The following is a 14,753-nucleotide window of genomic DNA, read 5'->3' as shown; positions in this document are numbered from 1 at the left end:
GGATGTTCGCGGCCGGGGACTACTTGTTGATGCGCACCATGGCCACGTCGTAGTGGCGGTCCGTCACGTAGCCGTTCGCGGCCTTGCCGGGGCGGTACATGTTCCCGGTCTTCTCATCCACGTAGAAGCGGTTGTTCGGGTTCGTGTCCTTGCCCTTGCTGGCGTTGGTCGTGCCCGGGTCGTGGAACGTGTAGTAGGTGCGGCCCTTCTCGTCGAAGGGCACCGTGACCGTGAACAGCCCGGACCTCTTCTCCCGGAGCCACGACTACGTGCGCCAGGAGAAGAAGTCCGCCTTCCCGTCCAGGCAGGAGACGGGGTGCGACGAGTACGAGCGCTAGCGCGCCCGTGAGCGCCGCCGGGCCCGCAGGCCCCCGCCGAGCAGCAGCGCGACGAGCGCACCGGACAGGGGGCCTCCCGTCGCCTGGCAGCCGCCGTCATCCGAGGGCGTGCGGGGCTCCTCGATGGGCTCCCCGGGCCGCCCCGCGTCGACGGGCCCCGCGTCCGGGGTGCCTGCGTCCGCCCCGGCGTCGGGCGTCCCGGCGTCCGTGCCCGCGTCCGCCGCCTCGAGGGGCGCGCAGGACGCGGACTGCCCGGTGGCCGCGATGCACAGCTGGCCATAGCGCCCCAGGCCCTCCATCCGGCCGTCCACGACCGCCACCACCACGCGCGTGGCGTCGTCGGCGGCCACCTGGGCGCGCAGGGCGTCCGGCCCGTCCTCGGTCACCACCCGCAGCACGGCGTCGTCCGTGACGGCAGCGAGGATCAGGTGCAGCGCGGCCGGGTCGGTGCCCGGCTCCGGCTCGTACGAAGCGCCCACGAAGGACGCGCCGCCGGGGACCTCGAAGAGCCGCGAGGCCGCCGCCGCGACGCGCACGCGGTCCTGCGTGGTGGGGAGCTGCGCCGCCGCCGTCGTCACCGGCGCATAGCCCTCCGCTCGCGCGTAGCCGAACCCCGGCGTCGCGCGCGGGCCGGTGCCCAGGTTCCAGGTGGCGAACTGCGCGAAGGCCGCGTCGAAGCTGGAGGCGAAGTCGCGGCGAAGGCAGGTGTCCAGCAGCACCGGCCAGCGGGCCTCCGGCTGCCGCACGGACTCCTCCAGCAGCGCGACGAGCGCGCCGTCACCGTAGCGCTCGCCGAGGAACTGGAAGAAGAGCCCTGCCCCATAGGTGAAGCTCACGCCCGGCCCCGCCGGGTCCAGCACCAGGGTGCTGTCCGGGCTGATCATGTAGCCGCGGGTGAAGCCCTCCAGATCGTCGAGCGCGGGCTCGAAGCGCTCGGTGGCCCAGACGGCGGTGCCCTCGGAGGCGATGCCGCCGAGGTCGGGCCGGTAGGCGGCCTGCACCGCGTGGAAGAACTCGTGGCTGGCCAGGATCTCCACGGCCTCCGCGTCGGACGGGTAGCCGTAGCCCAGGAAGTCATTCTCCTGGAGCATGAAGCCCGTGCAGCGCGTGGCGCCCTCCAGGCAGGACTCCAGCCGGAAGGCGCCGTCACCAATGCCCGCGAAGTCCACCAGGTACACGTCGAAGCGGCCATCGCCGCCGTCGTCTCCGGCCGGATTCGCGTCGTCGGGCGGCAGGCGGAAGCCCAGGCCCGCGTAGAACGTCGCCACGCGCTCGTACGTGTGCCCGACGAGCTCCACGAAGTCGGGCACGCCGTTGCCATCCGCGTCCGCCGCCGGCACGGCGTGCGTGCCCTGGCGGGTGAAGTGGATGCGGAAGCGCTCACCCGGCGACAGGACGGACTCCACCGTGTCGTCGGGCTCGTAGCGGGGCGCGGGCGCGACAGGTGAGGTGGGCCGCCCGGACTCGGCGGCCAACCCCACCACGGCCTCCCACTCGTGCGAGAGGCCGCGCGGGGTTCCCGCGCCAGCCAGCAGCAGGAACAGCGTGGGAACCCCGACGGTCATCACGGCAGGTAGGCCCACCGCAGGCGGATGGAGCCCGCGCTCGTCGACGAGCTGACCTTGCCCGTCGTGTTGCACTCCGTCTGCGCCGTGGGCTCGTAGTAGCCCTTGACCTGCACCTTCACGTGACGGCCGTCCGCCAGCTGGAGGATGTAGACCTTGTCCGTCATCTGGAGGCACTGGGCGTAGGTCCAGAACGAGAGCGTCTGGGTCGCCGGGCTGCCGAGGCCCCAGTCATCCGCGTGGAACTCGCAGGTGTCGGGGGAGTAGTAGTCCTCCGCCACGAACTGCGCATCGGCGGGCACGGACGTCACCGACTCGAAGGTCGTGCCGTCCGGCGTCTGCGCCACCGTCACGCACGACGGGCCGGACACGCCGCTGTTGAAGCGGACGACGTAGCGGCGCACCGCGACGTCCCACGCCGTCGAGTTCAGCGCGGCCTGATCATCGATGGCCACCTTCTCGAGGCCCGTCGCCGTGAAGCGCGCGTAGGTGTACGACTCCGGCACGCTCGTCCCCCCCGCGCGGCCGTCCAGGAACGTGAGGAACTCGCCCTGCGTCGTGCCCTCTTCGGTCACCCCGCCGGTGGCGACGACCGTGCGCAGCCGGAGCGCGTCGATGCTCTGCTCCGTGCAGGCCACCGCGCTGCCGGAGCACACCTGCGTGCCCGCGTCGGTCTCCGTCCCCGCGTCGGTCTCCGTCCCCGCGTCGGTCTCCGTCCCCGCATCCGTGCCCGTCCCGGCGTCGGTCTCCGTGCCGGCGTCGGTGCCCGCGTCCGTCTCACCGCCGGTGCCCGCGTCGGTCTCCGTGTCATCGGGCGGCGTCAGGGTGCGCAGCTCGCACTTCTTGTCCGCGTTGCAGGCCCAGGCCTGGCCCTGGGGGGCCACTCCCTGGTCGCGACAGTCGAACGCGTCCACGCACTCATCGCTGCTGCATCCCGGCGCCGCCGCCGCCAGCGCGAGGGCCGCCAGGGCCCCCATGCCGAACCACCGCGCGCCGCTCTTCCGGACCACCCCTCCAGGGTTGCTCATCGTCGTCACCTTTCGATGCGGAGACCCGCCATCGTTCGTAGGGGACGATCTCTATTCGATAACGATTCTCATTTTCAATATCGTTCATTCAATTTTTCAGGCGGAAGTGTCGCCGGGCGACTTCGGGGCGTTGTGGGCGGACAGGCGCGGCGCGCCGCCAGGGCCCAGGAGGCCCTGCATGGCGTCGAAGAGGTTGAGGTTGGAGCCGCTGGGGAGGAAGACGACCTTGTCCAGGCCTCCGACGACGGCGGCCTGGGCCTGCGCGGCCACGGCCTTCACGAAGTTCTCCCCTCCGCCCAGGGCCTCCACGCGCTGGCGGAACTGGGCGGCCTCCACCTCCGCGAGGCGCGACTGGCGCTCCACCTCCAGGTTGTCGAGGCGCTGCTGGCGCTCCAGGGCCACCTGGGTGCTGAGGCGCTCGCGCTCGGCCTCCGCCTCGGAGCGGATGCGCGAGGCGCGGGCGTCGGACTCGGCGCGGGCCAGGGCCTCCTCGCTCTCCACGCGGGCGCGCTCCAGCTGGGCCTCCGCCTCCACCTTGGCGCGGCTGAGCATCTCCAGTTGGTGGTTGCGGTTCTGCAATTCGATGAGGGATTGGCGCTCCGCCTCCGACTTGCGGTGGCTGGCGATGTCCGCGAGCTGCTTCTCCTCCTCGCTGCGGATGCGCTTGAGCTCCGCGGCGGCCTGGGCCTCCTGGCGCGAGGCGTCCAGCTGGATCTGGATGTTGGTGTCGATGGCCTCGCGCAGCTTCAGGGCGGTCTTCTCGTCGACGGGGGCGATGTCCTTGATGTCGATGTCGATGATGCGCAGCTGGTTCTCGGAGAAGAGGCGGTCCTTGCGCGCGCGGCCCGCGTCGTCCATGCCGAAGATGGCGCGGCGGATGAGCACGCTGGCGTTCTTGTGGAAGGTCTCGAACTCGTTCTCCGCGGCGACCTGGCGGATGCGCGACGCGAGGTTCTCACACACGTATCCGATGAAGTCGTTCACCCGGAAGATGGCCTTGTCCTTCTCCGGGTCTCCCTGCACGTCGAACTGCCATTTGTATGAGAGCTTGATGCGCAGCCGCGCGTGGTCGCGCGTGGCCACCTCGAACAGGTCCGTGGCGAAGTCCGGCCCCAGCCGCAGCATCAGCACCTTGAGCTGGCGCGGGCGCTTGGGCGTGCTGCCGGACAGGTCCAGCACGGTGACGTCCTCGTAGGGGCGCAGCATCACCTTCGCGGGGCCGAACTCCACGCGCGCGTGGTTGGTCTCGAAGTCGTTGATGAGGACCGCCGTGTTGTCCTCGATGCGCAGCACGATGGCGCGCGTGCGGTCCCCCTTCTCCGGCGCGCTCGTGGGGCGCGGCGCGCGGGCGTCCTTCGCCTCCACGGGCGGCGGGGGCGGCGCGAGTCCCAGCAGCGCCTCCGCGTCCGGGGACAGGCGCTTCTCGTGCAGCTCCTGGTGCGCCTCCGGCATGAACTGGCATGGGCCCTGGACCAGCGACACCTTGCCGGAGCGCAGGTCGCGCACGTACAGGCCCTCCCCCTGCCCCAGCGACAGCGCGGCGATCTCGCGGTGGATGAGGACCTTCTCGCTGGGCACATAGGTGCGCGGGCCCCGGACGATCCACGTGTCGCCGGCCTTGCGCGCGCGGGGCTCGCCGCCCTCGGTCTCGGAGAGGTCATCCAGGGCCTGGAGCTTCAGCCCCTGGAGCTCCGACAGGACGTGCTTGCGGCGCACGTCCCCTTCCAGCGCCTCGCCGGGCTCCAGGAAGAAGACATCCGGCCCGGAGACCACCTTGCGGCGGCCCTCCTGGACGCGGCCGGTGGCGCGGTCCACCGGGTTGAGGATGACGCAGTACTCGGTCTCCTTGAGGACGCGGGCCTTCTCCAGCGACACGACGGAGACGGACTCGCCCGGCACGTAGCGGCCGGGGCCGCGCACCAGCCACTCGTCACCGGCCTCGCGGCGGCGGGGCGCGTCCGGGAGGTGCGTGTCGATGAAGGCGGTGAGCGCGCGCAGCCGCAGCGCCTCGGACACGCCCAGGACGTACTCCGGGACGATGTCGCCCTCCAGCTCCTCGCCGGGGTACAGCGGGAACACCTTCGGGCCCACGCGGACCTCCCGGTCGCCCACGGCGACGCGGGCCTGGCCGAACTCGTCGAGCGCCACCTGGCCGTCCACGCGGACCACGGGGTTGCGGACCACGCACCAGCTTCCGGCGCCCAGCTCCACCATCCGCTCCTTCGCCACAAGCGTCAGGTGCGCCTCCAGCGTCAGCACACGCGGGCCGACTTCCATGAGCACGACGCCGCGGTTGGCGTCCTCGATGTAGGCGTACTCGCGGTTCTTCAGGGAGATGCGCTGGATGGCTTCAGTGGTGGGGGAGGAAGGCACGGGGCACCTGCTCGGGCTGGGAGGTTCAGCCGCGAGTCATTGCGAGTCCCGTGCCTCGCCCCTCCGCCCTGGAACAGGCCCGCGCTGCTCCGGACTGGAGCGAACGCTTGCGCCAATCCGGCGCGCGGTGCTCCAGACTGGAACGCATGGCGTGACTGAACGCCTGGTCCGCTTCCGCCGCGGAGGTCATCGGGTTCCCCAATCCTGCTCGCGATGCCGAATTGCTCGCGAGGGCGCGACGCACTCCATCCGGCGGGTGGATCGTGCAGCTCACGGATGCACCGCTCGATTACGACAATCCCGCCCACCTGGACGCGCTTCAGCGGGCCTACGAGCGCTTCCCTGCCATCGGCGGGCGCACGGCGCCGTGACCTTGCCTCCCGACTGAGAACAGCTGCCCTGCCGGCCCGGACAGCCGCCCCAGTCCATCTCCTGCTCAGCCGCGCGCGGCGCGGGCGTCGCGGCCCCGGGCGCGGGCGGCCTTGGAGAGCACATCGCTCCCCTTCTCCTCGCCCTTCATCCATGCCTTCATCGCCGGCACCACCTGCTTGCTCCAGGCGCGGCCCGCGCGCACGGCCAGGAAGTCCTGCACCAGCGTGTCCACGATGGCGGAGAGCTGCTCCGTCAACTCCAGACGCTCGGAGAGCTGATCATCCTCTTCCTCCGTCAGGAGCGCGGGCAGCTTCGCGGCGCGGATGTCCAGGAACTCGGAATCCAGGGTGACTTCGTATTCGCGCTCGCCGTGCGACAGGCGCAGCCGCGCCTGCGACACCAGGAGGCCCCGGTCCAGCGAGTGGCGCACGTTCTCCGAGTACGGCGCCAGCGTACCCTTGGCGCTCATCTCCGTGACGTCGCCGGCCACGCCGCGCAGCACCACCTTGCCCAGGAAGAGCACCCCCACGCCCGCGCCGTCGTACTCGACCAGCGGGTCGCCCGACTCGGAGCGCCACAGGAGCCACGTCATGAACTCGCGGCCCAGGTAGGCCCGGCCGCGCAGGAGCTGTTCGCGCGCCTTGCCCTTCTCGACCTCGGCCTCGTCCTTCTCCTCCTCCGTCGCGACGCCGTCCACGCCCACGTCGCCCCGGGCGAACGCCGCCTCTTCCCTCGCCTGCTCACGCCTCGCCATGGGCGCCCTCCACCGAAGCCGTCGCCGGCAGGTCCATGCCAATGAGCTCCGCCGTGGGGCCCAGGGCCTTCTCGTCGATGCCCGCTCGCTGCGCCATGGACGCGGGCGTGATGCCAATCACCTTCACCGCCAGGGCGCCTTCCAGCGCCACGCAGATCTCATCCACCGTCTTGCGCGACGCGGCCCAGACCTGCACCGCGTGCGTCTTCAGGTTCCACGTCACGTCCAGCACGCTGGTGCGCGGCACCGCCCGCTGACGCAGGAGCTGCTTGAGCTCCGCGCGCTGCTTGTTCTTCTCCGCGCGCGCGGGCGGCCGGCCGTTCTCCTTGCCGAAGGCGGCGGCCCACTTGTCCAGCTCCGACTTCATCATCGACGCGGGCACCTTCAGCGTGTCGATGCGGAACGCGAACAGGGCGTACTCGCCGTAGAAGAGGTTTCCGGTCGCGAACTCGGAGGACTCGGGGTTCTCCAGCTCCACGAAGCCCGCGGACCGCTCCTCCTCGGAGCGGCGGTCGATGGGCTCGAACGCATGGGACTTGAGGCCCTTGGTCAGCCAGCGCTTGACGTCGGACGGCGCATCCTTGGCCGGTTCGGTCCGGAAGCGCGAAAAGGTCACGGCACCACGTAGGACAGGCATGGGGCGCGGCAGGATGGGGGGCCTGTGACGCCGCGTCAAGGCACTCGGTGTGGCTGGACGACGCGGGCCGGGAATAGCCCTCGCGCGGGGCCGTTTGCCCGCGCGCCGTCCAACCGTGCACGCCTCCGCCCCACCCCGCTGGCGGGAATCCATGACACTCCCTGGCACGCGACATACGGTGGCCGCCGCCATGCGCCGCGCACCCCTGCCCGCCAGCGTCGTCGCCCTCTGCCTGTCCGCCTGCACCCACACGCCCACCACGCCGGAGGGCGCCCCGCGCGACACCCTCTCCGGGGTGACCCGGGCCCTGCTGGAGACGCTGGAGGCGGACGGCGCGCTCGCGGGCGCGTCCGTGGTGGACGCGCGCACCGGCGAGCCCCTCTTCACCCACCGCGAGAACGTGCGGCTGCTGCCCGCGTCCACGATGAAGGTGGTGTCCACCTCCGCCGCGCTGTCCGCGCTGGGAGCGGACTTCCGCTTCGTGACGCCGGTGTTCCTGGAGGGCTCGCAGACCGGAGGCCTGTTCCTGGGCGACGTGGTGGCGCAGGCGTCCGGAGACCCGTCGCTGGGCTCGTGGCGCTTCCCGGAGACGGCGCTCGCGTGCGACCGCATCGCCGAGGCCTTCCAGGCGCGCGGCATCCACCAGTGGCGCGGCAGCGTGCGCATCTCCGGCACGGACGGCGTGGACGGCGGGCTGGGCCCGGGCTGGGCCTGGGACGACGCGGCCTATGCCTACAGCGCCGCGCCCACGCCCTTCGTCTTCCGCGAGAACGTGGTGGACCTGGCGCTGTCGCGCGCCCCCGGCGCCACCTGCGCGGACGCCCCTGCCGTCCAGTGGAACCCCACCTTCGCCACGCTGGCGGCGGTGGTGAGCGTGGACGTCAACGCCGAGCGCACGAACCTGGCCTGCGTGCGCGGCGGTGGCGGCGTGCGCTGCACCTGGCGCTCGCCGTCGGGCGGGCCGTGCCCCCAGTCCGCCGCGGTGAAGCTGTCGGTGGACGCGCCGGAGGCGCTCTTGGCCGCGTGCGTGGATGACGCGCTGGCGCGGCACGGAGTCTCGCGGCTGCCCCTGTCGCTGGAGGCCCCCACCCCGCCCCTGCCCCCCATGCCGTCGCCGCTGGTGGAGCTGATCAGCCCGCCCCTGTCGGAGCTGGTGCGCGCGACGAACAAGGAGAGCCTCAACCTGTACGCGGAGCGGCTGGGCATGCGCTTCGCCCGCGAGCGCACCGGCCAGGAGGGCTACGCCGCGCTGCGCACCGCCCTGGCCGCGGAGCTGGCGCGCCGGGGCGTGCCCGCCAAGGACCTGCGCCCGGTGGATGGCAGCGGCCTGTCCCGCTACAACCTGGCCACGCCCCGGGGCATGGCGCGGGTGCTGCTCACCAGCCTCCAGGAGCCCTACGGCGCCGCGCTGTTGGAGAGCCTGCCGGTGCTGGGCGTGGACGGGACGCTGGCGGGCCGCAAGACGACGCAGTCCACCTCCGGCCGCATCCGCGCGAAGACGGGCACGCTCACGGGCCAGAAGTGCTTCGTGGGCGTGGCGGAGCGGCCGAACGACCCGGAGCACCCGCGCGTCGTCTTCGCGCTGATGCTCGGCAACATGGACGAGGGCACGAAGCCCACCGCCAACGAGACCTTCGACACCTTCTCCACCGCCCTGGTGGAGCTGCCCCTGCGATGAGCGTCCCGCAGGGGAACACCCGCACGCGAGGTGAACCATGAAGTCCAGAATCGCAGTGACGACCGCCGCGCTGCTGCTGCCGCTCGTGGCGGGCGCCGCGGGCAAGGCGCCCGCGAAGCCCGCCGCCGCGGAGAAGCGGCCCGTGGAGACGACCTACCACGGCACCGCCGTGACGGACCCGTACCAGTGGATGGAGTCCGCGACCGACCCCCAGGTGCAGCAGTGGACGGACGCGCAGAACGCCTACACGCGCGCGTACCTGGACAAGCTGCCCGGCCGCGAGCCGCTGCGCCAGCGCATCACGGAGCTGCTGTCCTGGAAGTCGCCCGCCTACGGCGGCCTGGATGAGCAGGGCGGCACGCTCCTGGGGCTGAAGTTCCAGCCGCCCAAGCAGCAGCCCTCGCTCGTCGTGGTGGGCTCGCTGGACGACACGTCCAAGGAGCGCGTGCTGGTGGACCCCACGCAGGTGGACACCTCCGGGAAGACGACCATCGACTGGTTCCAGCTGTCGCACGACGGCAAGAAGGTCGCCGTGTCCATGTCCAAGGGCGGCACGGAGAGCGGTGACGTCACGGTGTGGGACGTGGCCACGGCGAAGGCGATGCCCAACGAGCTCGTGCCTCGCGTCAACGGCGGCACGGCGGGCGGCAGCCTCTCGTGGAACGCGCAGGGCACGGGCTTCTTCTACACGCGCTATCCGCGCGGCGAGGAGCGCCCGCCCGTGGACCGAGAGGTGTACCAGCAGGTGTACTTCCACGCGCTGGGCACGCCCACGGAGAAGGACACGTACGCGCTGGGCAAGGACTTCCCGCGCATCGCGATGACGGAGCTGGAGTCCAGCGACGACGGCCAGTACACCTTCGCGCGCGTGGCCAACGGCGACGGCGGCGAGTACGACCTGTACCTGCACGGCCCCAAGGGCACCTGGACGCAGGTGGCGAAGTACGCGGACAAGGTGGTGGCGGCGCGCTTCGGCAGCGACGGCGCGGCGTACCTGCTCAGCCGCAAGGACGCTTCGCGCGGCAAGGTGCTGCGCCTGCCGCTGGCCACGCCCACGCTGGACAAGGCCACGGTGGTCGTCCCCGAGGGGCAGGCGACGGTGCAGGCCGTGGTGCCCACGAAGAGCCGCCTGTACCTGCTGGAGCAGCTGGGCGGCCCGTCGCAGCTGCGCATGGTGGACCTGACCGGCAAGGCGCTGGGCCTGGTGCCCACGCTGCCGGTGTCGGCGGTGGGCGGCCTGGTGCGCCAGGGCGCAGACGACGTGCTCTTCATCAACGGCAGCTTCACCCAGCCAGCCGCGTGGTTCCGCTACTCGGCGGCGGACGGCAAGGTGACGAAGACGGCGCTGGCGCGCACGGCGCCCATCGACATGAGCGACGTGGAGGTGGTGCGCACGGAGGCCACGTCGAAGGACGGCACCAAGGTGCCGCTCACCATCCTGAAGAAGAAGGGCACGAAGCTGAACGGGAACAACCCCGCGTGGCTCACCGGCTACGGAGGCTTCAACATCTCCATCAGCCCGGCGTACAACCCGCTGACGGGCATGTGGCTGGAGCAGGGCGGCGTGTTCGCGGTGGCGAACCTGCGCGGCGGCTCGGAGTTCGGCGAGGAGTGGCACAAGGCCGGCTCGCTCACGAACAAGCAGAACGTGTTCGATGACTTCTATGCCTGCGCGAAGCTGCTGGTGGACCAGAAGTACACGCAGCCCAGGAAGCTGGCCATCCAGGGCGGCAGCAACGGCGGCCTGCTGATGGGCGCGGCCCTGACGCAGCACCCGGAGCAGTACGGCGCGGTGGTGGCGCGCGTGGGCATCTACGACATGCTGCGCACGGAGCTGACGCCCAACGGCCAGTTCAACATCACCGAGTACGGCTCGGTGAAGGACCCGGAGCAGTTCAAGGCGCTGTATGGCTATTCGCCGCTGCACCGCGTGAAGGACGGGACGAAGTACCCGTCGGTGCTGTTCACCTCCGGGGCCAATGACCCGCGCGTGGATCCGTTCCACTCGCGCAAGATGGTGGCCCGGATGCAGGCTGCGACGGCGTCCCCCAAGCCCGTCCTGCTGCGCGCCAACGCGGAGACGGGCCACGGCATGGGCACGCCGCTGTCCGCGCGCATCGAGGAGGAGGTGGACGTCTACTCCTTCGTCTTCAACGAGCTGGGCATGACGTACAAGCCCAACGCGACGAAGAAGGTCGTCGCGCCCTCGCCGCAGTAGCCGTGCTTCCCACGCGCCCGTCCCGTGAGCCTGGTGCTCGGGACGGGCGTTTCTTCTTCCGCGTTTCGTGGCAGCCTGCCGCCCCATGAGTCCGCTCATCCCCTACTTCATCCTGTCGCCCGTCGTCGCGGGCGGCCTCGCCTGGTGGACGCTCACCCGCCTCGGACGGAAGCGGAACGAGCGCGCGAAGGGCTCCCTGGACGCGGTGGTGACGCGGCTGAAGGGCCAGAAGGCCACGGGCACGGTGGACCTCTTCGTCCAGGACGTGTCCTGGTCCGGAGAGACGGAGCTGTCGCCGCAGAACTGCCGCGTGCGCGTGGTGATGGGCGGCCGGGACGCCGCCGGCATTCCCCCGCGCTTCGAGGTGGAGAGCGCCCCGGGAGCCCCCCGCCCGCCCGCGGATGTGCTCGCGGCGCTGCGCTTGTTGGATGAGCAGGCGACGGAGGCGCTGAAGGGCGGCGGCTGGAGCTGGCAGCGGCCCACGGTGAGCTTCGAGCCCGCGACGCCGCAGTAGCGCAGGCCGTTCGCCGCCACACGTCGAGCGGGATTCGTGTGACGGGTCGGGACGCGCGGTGCCAGCATGCGCCGCATGGCCTCGACCTTCCTCGACACCCTCGACACGCCCGCGCCCCTCGTGGACCTGGACCGCGTGGAGCGGAACCTCCAGCGCGTCGCCGCCTACGCCCGCGAGCACGGCCTGCGCTGGCGCCCCCACACCAAGACGCACAAGACGGCGGAGCTGGGCGCGATGCAGGTCGCGGCGGGAGCCTCCGGCGTCACGGTGGCCACCGTCCTGGAGGCGGAGGTCATGGCCTCCGTGTCCGACGACGTGCTGCTCGCGTACCCCCCGGTGGGAGCGCGCAAGCTGGCGCGGCTGATGGCGCTGCCCTCGCGCGTACGGCTCACCGTGGCGCTGGACTCCCGCGAGGTGCTGGAGGGACTGGCGCGCGCGGCCCGGGACGCGGGGCGCACCGTGGGAGTGCTCGTGGAGGTGGACCTGGGCATGCGCCGCGTGGGGGTGCGCACGCCGGACGAGACCGTGGCCCTGGCCCACGCGGCGGCGTCCACAGCCGGCGTGGCGTTCCGTGGACTGACGTTCTACGCGGGCCACATCCGCGTCCCGCAGGCGGAGCTGCCCGCCGTGATGACCGCCCAGACGGAAGCGCTGGCGACGTTCGTGGATGCCCTGGAGCGCGCGGGCCTTCCGCCGGAGGTCGTCAGCGGTGGCTCCACCCCCACCCTCTGGCAATCCCATACGGTGAAGGGGCTCACGGAGATCCGCCCCGGCCTCAACGCGCTCAACGACCGCAACGCCGCCGTCATCGGTGCATGTGATTGGAGGGAGTGTGCCTATTCCGTGCTGGCCACCGTGGTGAGCACCGCCGTGCCGGGACAGGTGGTCATCGACGCGGGGGCGAAGGCGCTGGTGAAGGAGGAGGGGCTCGCCCCGGGCTACGGCGTCCTGCTGGACCGGCCGGAGGTCGTGGTGAAGAACCTGTCGGAGGAGCACGGCCTGCTGGACGTGTCCGGCACGGCGTGGCGCCCGCGCATCGGCGACCGGGTGCGTGTGGTGCCCAACCATGTCTGTGTTTCCGTCCCCCAGCACCCGCGCCTGCACGTCGTTCGGGGCGACGTAGGCGTGGCGACGTGGGAGGTCGCGGCGCGAGGCTGGTGAGCCCGGACCTTCAGGCGATGCGCCTCAGCTCCTGCGTCAGCACCTCCTCCAGGTGCCGGATGTTCCGGTAGACGAGGCACCGGTAGCTGGACACGTCGAAGCGCAGCTCCTTCACGTCGCGAACCAGCAGCAGGGTGGGCTTGCCGCGTCCCCAGGCATAGCCCACCTCCAGATAGACATTGGGGTTCGCCAGCGACAGGTCCGCGATGACGACCTTCGCGGTGTCGATGCGGTCCCGGATGCGCTGGATGATGGGGCCGTCGAAGGTGGCCTGGTCCACCCGCTCGCAGAGGAGCCCGGCCGCCTTCACGGGGTTCAGGATGCCGTAGTGGTACGTGTCCTCCAGCTCCTGCGCGAAGGGCATCGCCACGAAGGCATGGGGCTTCTCGTTGGAGTTCGCGCCCGCGGAGGCCATGGGCGGCGCCTGGACGAAGCGGGAGGTCCGCCGGACCCGGAAGCCCGTGGCCCCCATCAGCGGCTCCACGCCCGGCGTGAGCCCCAGCCCCAGCGCCAACGCCTTGCGCAGCCGCTCCACGCGCTTGGGGTTCAGCTCCACCACCGTGATGCGCTCCAGGTCGCGCGGGCCGCTGCCGCGCTGGAACGCGTCCACGAAGCCGCCCACCAGCGCCAGCACGGCCTCGTCCTCGTCCAGCCCGTAGTTGGGGCCATGCACCGTGCACGCGAGGTGACGCACGTCGTGCCGGGGCTCCAGCAGCTGGAGCGCGCGCACGGAGAACTGGCGGATCTCGTGATAGCCGAACTGCCGCAGGCGCACCGTGCCCAGGAAGAGCACCACCGGCGCGGCCAGGCTCCGCCGCGTGTCGATGAAGCGGTGGTCCCCGGGAAGCAGGTCGAAGGCGCCCATGACGACCCCCGCCCCCTCCAGCCGGCGCGCCACCGCGCCGTCCGCCCCGTGGAAGCCCTGCGCGTACTTCAGCAGCACGGCGTCCGCCGCCGTCTCTCCCACATCCCCCAGGTCCACCACGACGTCGAGCGTGTCTCCCATGGGTCCGGAACTGTAGGATGCCCCGGTTCGCCCACGCCATCCCCCGGCGTCCGGCGTCCCGCGCCAGGCAGGCGAAACCCAGACGCATTGGACGTCCGTCAATCCCTGCTCAAGGCTGCCTGACTGCCTTTCCAGACACCCTATCGGGTGCCTGTGAAGCGCTTCACAGTTTCCGCCCTGGCGGCTCAGTAGCATTTGCGCACCATGTCCCTGTTCGCGCGCCTGCAGGCCCTGCTGTCCGCCCACCCGTCCGCCCCGGCTCCTGACGCCTCGCGGACGCCCGCGGCCTCCGCCGCGCCTCAGGCGACGAGCGCCCCCGTGGAAGCAGACACCGCGTCCGCGCCTCCCGTCTGTACGCGCTACCTGCCCGCGGGCCAGGTGGTGGTGCGCGAGGGAGACCCGGGGCACTCGATGTTCGTCGTGCTGGAGGGCCGCGTCGCGGTGCTTCGCGGCAGCGACAACGGCGTCAACACGGAGGTCGGCCGCCTGGGGGCCGGTGAGTTCTTCGGGGAGCTGGCGCTGCTCACCGGCACGCAGCGCACCGCCACCATCGTCACGGTGGAGGACGCCGTGCTGCTGGAGCTCACCCAGGCGGGCGTCCGGGAGCTGGGCAAGGACTATGGCGTGAAGGGAGAGCAGATGCAGGTCACCGCCCGGGAGCGCCTGCTCGCGGACGCCCTGCGCAGCAACCCGCTCATCGCCGCGCTGCCCCCGGACGTGCAGCACGACCTGGGAGATGCCTTCGTCCCCTGCACCGTTCCCGCGGGCGAGACGCTGCTCACCCGGGGCCAGCCGGGCGACGCGCTCTACGTCCTCATCCGGGGCCAGTGCGAGGTCTTCCACACGCACGGCGACGGCCGCCAGTCCGCCTACCCCAAGCTGGAGGAAGGGGCCCTGTTCGGGGAGATCTCCCTGCTGCGCAGCCGCCTGGCCACCGCCACGGTGCGCACCGTGACGCCCTGCACGCTCCTCAAGCTGGAGCGCGACGTGTTCAAGAAGGCCTTCCTGGGCCAGCCCGACCTGCGCGGCGCCCTGGTGCGCCTGGGTCTGGAGCGGCTCAGGCACACGATGGAGGTCATGGGCGAACCCAGGTAGTCCGCCGTCCATCG

At 71.6% G+C, this 14,753-nt stretch carries 12 protein-coding genes and 1 pseudogene; 6 read left to right on the top strand and 7 right to left on the bottom strand.

Annotation, left to right across the window (positions count from 1 at the left end):
• Positions 1-19: 19 nt before the first annotated feature.
• The 4 genes from U8525_RS00315 to U8525_RS00300 all read right to left on the bottom strand — a co-directional run bounded on the left by U8525_RS00315 (position 20) and on the right by U8525_RS00300 (position 5,304).
• Entirely contained in the window at positions 20-223 is a 204-nt protein-coding gene (locus tag U8525_RS00315) for a hypothetical protein (RefSeq protein WP_374259557.1), read from the bottom strand.
• Between the two features lie 111 nt (positions 224-334).
• Positions 335-1,903 carry an MXAN_6640 family putative metalloprotease gene (locus tag U8525_RS00310; RefSeq protein WP_374259554.1) on the bottom strand — a complete coding sequence of 523 codons (1,569 nt, stop codon included), beginning with the start codon at positions 1,901-1,903 and terminating at the stop codon, positions 335-337.
• Positions 1,903-2,931 carry an HmuY family protein gene (locus U8525_RS00305; protein ID WP_374259552.1) on the bottom strand — a complete coding sequence of 343 codons (1,029 nt, stop codon included), beginning with the start codon at positions 2,929-2,931 and terminating at the stop codon, positions 1,903-1,905. Before U8525_RS00305 ends, U8525_RS00310 begins: the two co-directional genes overlap by 1 nt.
• A gap of 96 nt (positions 2,932-3,027) precedes the next feature.
• Entirely contained in the window at positions 3,028-5,304 is a 2,277-nt protein-coding gene (locus U8525_RS00300) for a hypothetical protein (RefSeq protein WP_374259550.1), read from the bottom strand.
• 155 nt (positions 5,305-5,459) lie between these two features.
• On the opposite strand from U8525_RS00300, the pseudogene U8525_RS00295 reads away from it, so the two are divergent.
• Positions 5,460-5,675: pseudogene (locus U8525_RS00295) on the top strand (DUF5953 family protein); the annotation flags it as partial.
• Positions 5,676-5,740: 65 nt separating this feature from the next.
• On the opposite strand, the gene U8525_RS00290 reads toward U8525_RS00295, so the two are convergent.
• Positions 5,741-6,430, bottom strand: a complete 690-nt coding sequence (locus U8525_RS00290) for a hypothetical protein (RefSeq protein WP_374259548.1) — start codon at positions 6,428-6,430, stop codon at positions 5,741-5,743.
• Complete coding sequence (gene rdgC / locus U8525_RS00285; protein WP_374259545.1) at positions 6,417-7,067, bottom strand: recombination-associated protein RdgC; 651 nt, start codon at positions 7,065-7,067, stop codon at positions 6,417-6,419. Before rdgC ends, U8525_RS00290 begins: the two co-directional genes overlap by 14 nt.
• 190 nt (positions 7,068-7,257) lie before the next feature.
• Between rdgC and dacB the strand changes: the two genes are divergently transcribed.
• The 4 genes from dacB (at position 7,258) to U8525_RS00265 (ending at position 12,638) form a co-directional block, all read left to right on the top strand.
• Positions 7,258-8,745, top strand: a complete 1,488-nt coding sequence (gene dacB / locus U8525_RS00280) for a D-alanyl-D-alanine carboxypeptidase/D-alanyl-D-alanine-endopeptidase (protein ID WP_374259542.1) — start codon at positions 7,258-7,260, stop codon at positions 8,743-8,745.
• Positions 8,746-8,782: 37 nt separating this feature from the next.
• A complete protein-coding gene (locus tag U8525_RS00275; protein ID WP_374259539.1) occupies positions 8,783-10,963 on the top strand; it encodes a prolyl oligopeptidase family protein in 2,181 nt (726 codons plus the stop codon).
• An 85-nt stretch (positions 10,964-11,048) separates the two neighbouring features.
• A complete protein-coding gene (locus U8525_RS00270) occupies positions 11,049-11,477 on the top strand; it encodes a hypothetical protein (RefSeq protein ID WP_374259537.1) in 429 nt (142 codons plus the stop codon).
• Positions 11,478-11,552: 75 nt separating this feature from the next.
• Entirely contained in the window at positions 11,553-12,638 is a 1,086-nt protein-coding gene (locus tag U8525_RS00265; protein WP_374259534.1) for a D-TA family PLP-dependent enzyme, read from the top strand.
• A 10-nt stretch (positions 12,639-12,648) separates the two neighbouring features.
• On the opposite strand, the gene U8525_RS00260 is transcribed toward U8525_RS00265, so the two are convergent.
• Positions 12,649-13,644 carry a hypothetical protein gene (locus U8525_RS00260; protein WP_374259531.1) on the bottom strand — a complete coding sequence of 332 codons (996 nt, stop codon included), beginning with the start codon at positions 13,642-13,644 and terminating at the stop codon, positions 12,649-12,651.
• 204 nt (positions 13,645-13,848) lie between these two features.
• Here U8525_RS00260 and U8525_RS00255 point away from each other — a divergent pair, with 204 nt between their 5' ends.
• On the top strand, positions 13,849-14,739 hold the full coding sequence (locus U8525_RS00255; RefSeq protein ID WP_374259529.1) for a cyclic nucleotide-binding domain-containing protein: 891 nt from the start codon (positions 13,849-13,851) through the stop codon (positions 14,737-14,739).
• Positions 14,740-14,753: the final 14 nt, after the last annotated feature.

The organism is Corallococcus sp. RDP092CA (assembly GCF_041903675.1).
Lineage (GTDB): Bacteria > Myxococcota > Myxococcia > Myxococcales > Myxococcaceae > Corallococcus.
The sequence above is the reverse complement of the archived record's forward strand: the minus strand, read 5'-3'. Positions and strand labels throughout refer to the sequence as shown.

Bases quoted from the DNA above. Each gene is read 5' to 3' on its own strand.
- U8525_RS00310 (WP_374259554.1), bottom strand. From the start codon at position 1,903: ATGACCGTCGGGGTTCCCACGCTGTTCCTGCTGCTGGCTGGCGCGGGA.
- U8525_RS00305 (WP_374259552.1), bottom strand. From the start codon at position 2,931: ATGAGCAACCCTGGAGGGGTGGTCCGGAAGAGCGGCGCGCGGTGGTTC.
- U8525_RS00290 (WP_374259548.1), bottom strand. From the start codon at position 6,430: ATGGCGAGGCGTGAGCAGGCGAGGGAAGAGGCGGCGTTCGCCCGGGGC.
- rdgC (WP_374259545.1), bottom strand. From the start codon at position 7,067: ATGCCTGTCCTACGTGGTGCCGTGACCTTTTCGCGCTTCCGGACCGAA.
- dacB (WP_374259542.1), top strand. From the start codon at position 7,258: ATGCGCCGCGCACCCCTGCCCGCCAGCGTCGTCGCCCTCTGCCTGTCC.
- U8525_RS00275 (WP_374259539.1), top strand. From the start codon at position 8,783: ATGAAGTCCAGAATCGCAGTGACGACCGCCGCGCTGCTGCTGCCGCTC.
- U8525_RS00270 (WP_374259537.1), top strand. From the start codon at position 11,049: ATGAGTCCGCTCATCCCCTACTTCATCCTGTCGCCCGTCGTCGCGGGC.
- U8525_RS00265 (WP_374259534.1), top strand. From the start codon at position 11,553: ATGGCCTCGACCTTCCTCGACACCCTCGACACGCCCGCGCCCCTCGTG.
- U8525_RS00260 (WP_374259531.1), bottom strand. From the start codon at position 13,644: ATGGGAGACACGCTCGACGTCGTGGTGGACCTGGGGGATGTGGGAGAG.
- U8525_RS00255 (WP_374259529.1), top strand. From the start codon at position 13,849: ATGTCCCTGTTCGCGCGCCTGCAGGCCCTGCTGTCCGCCCACCCGTCC.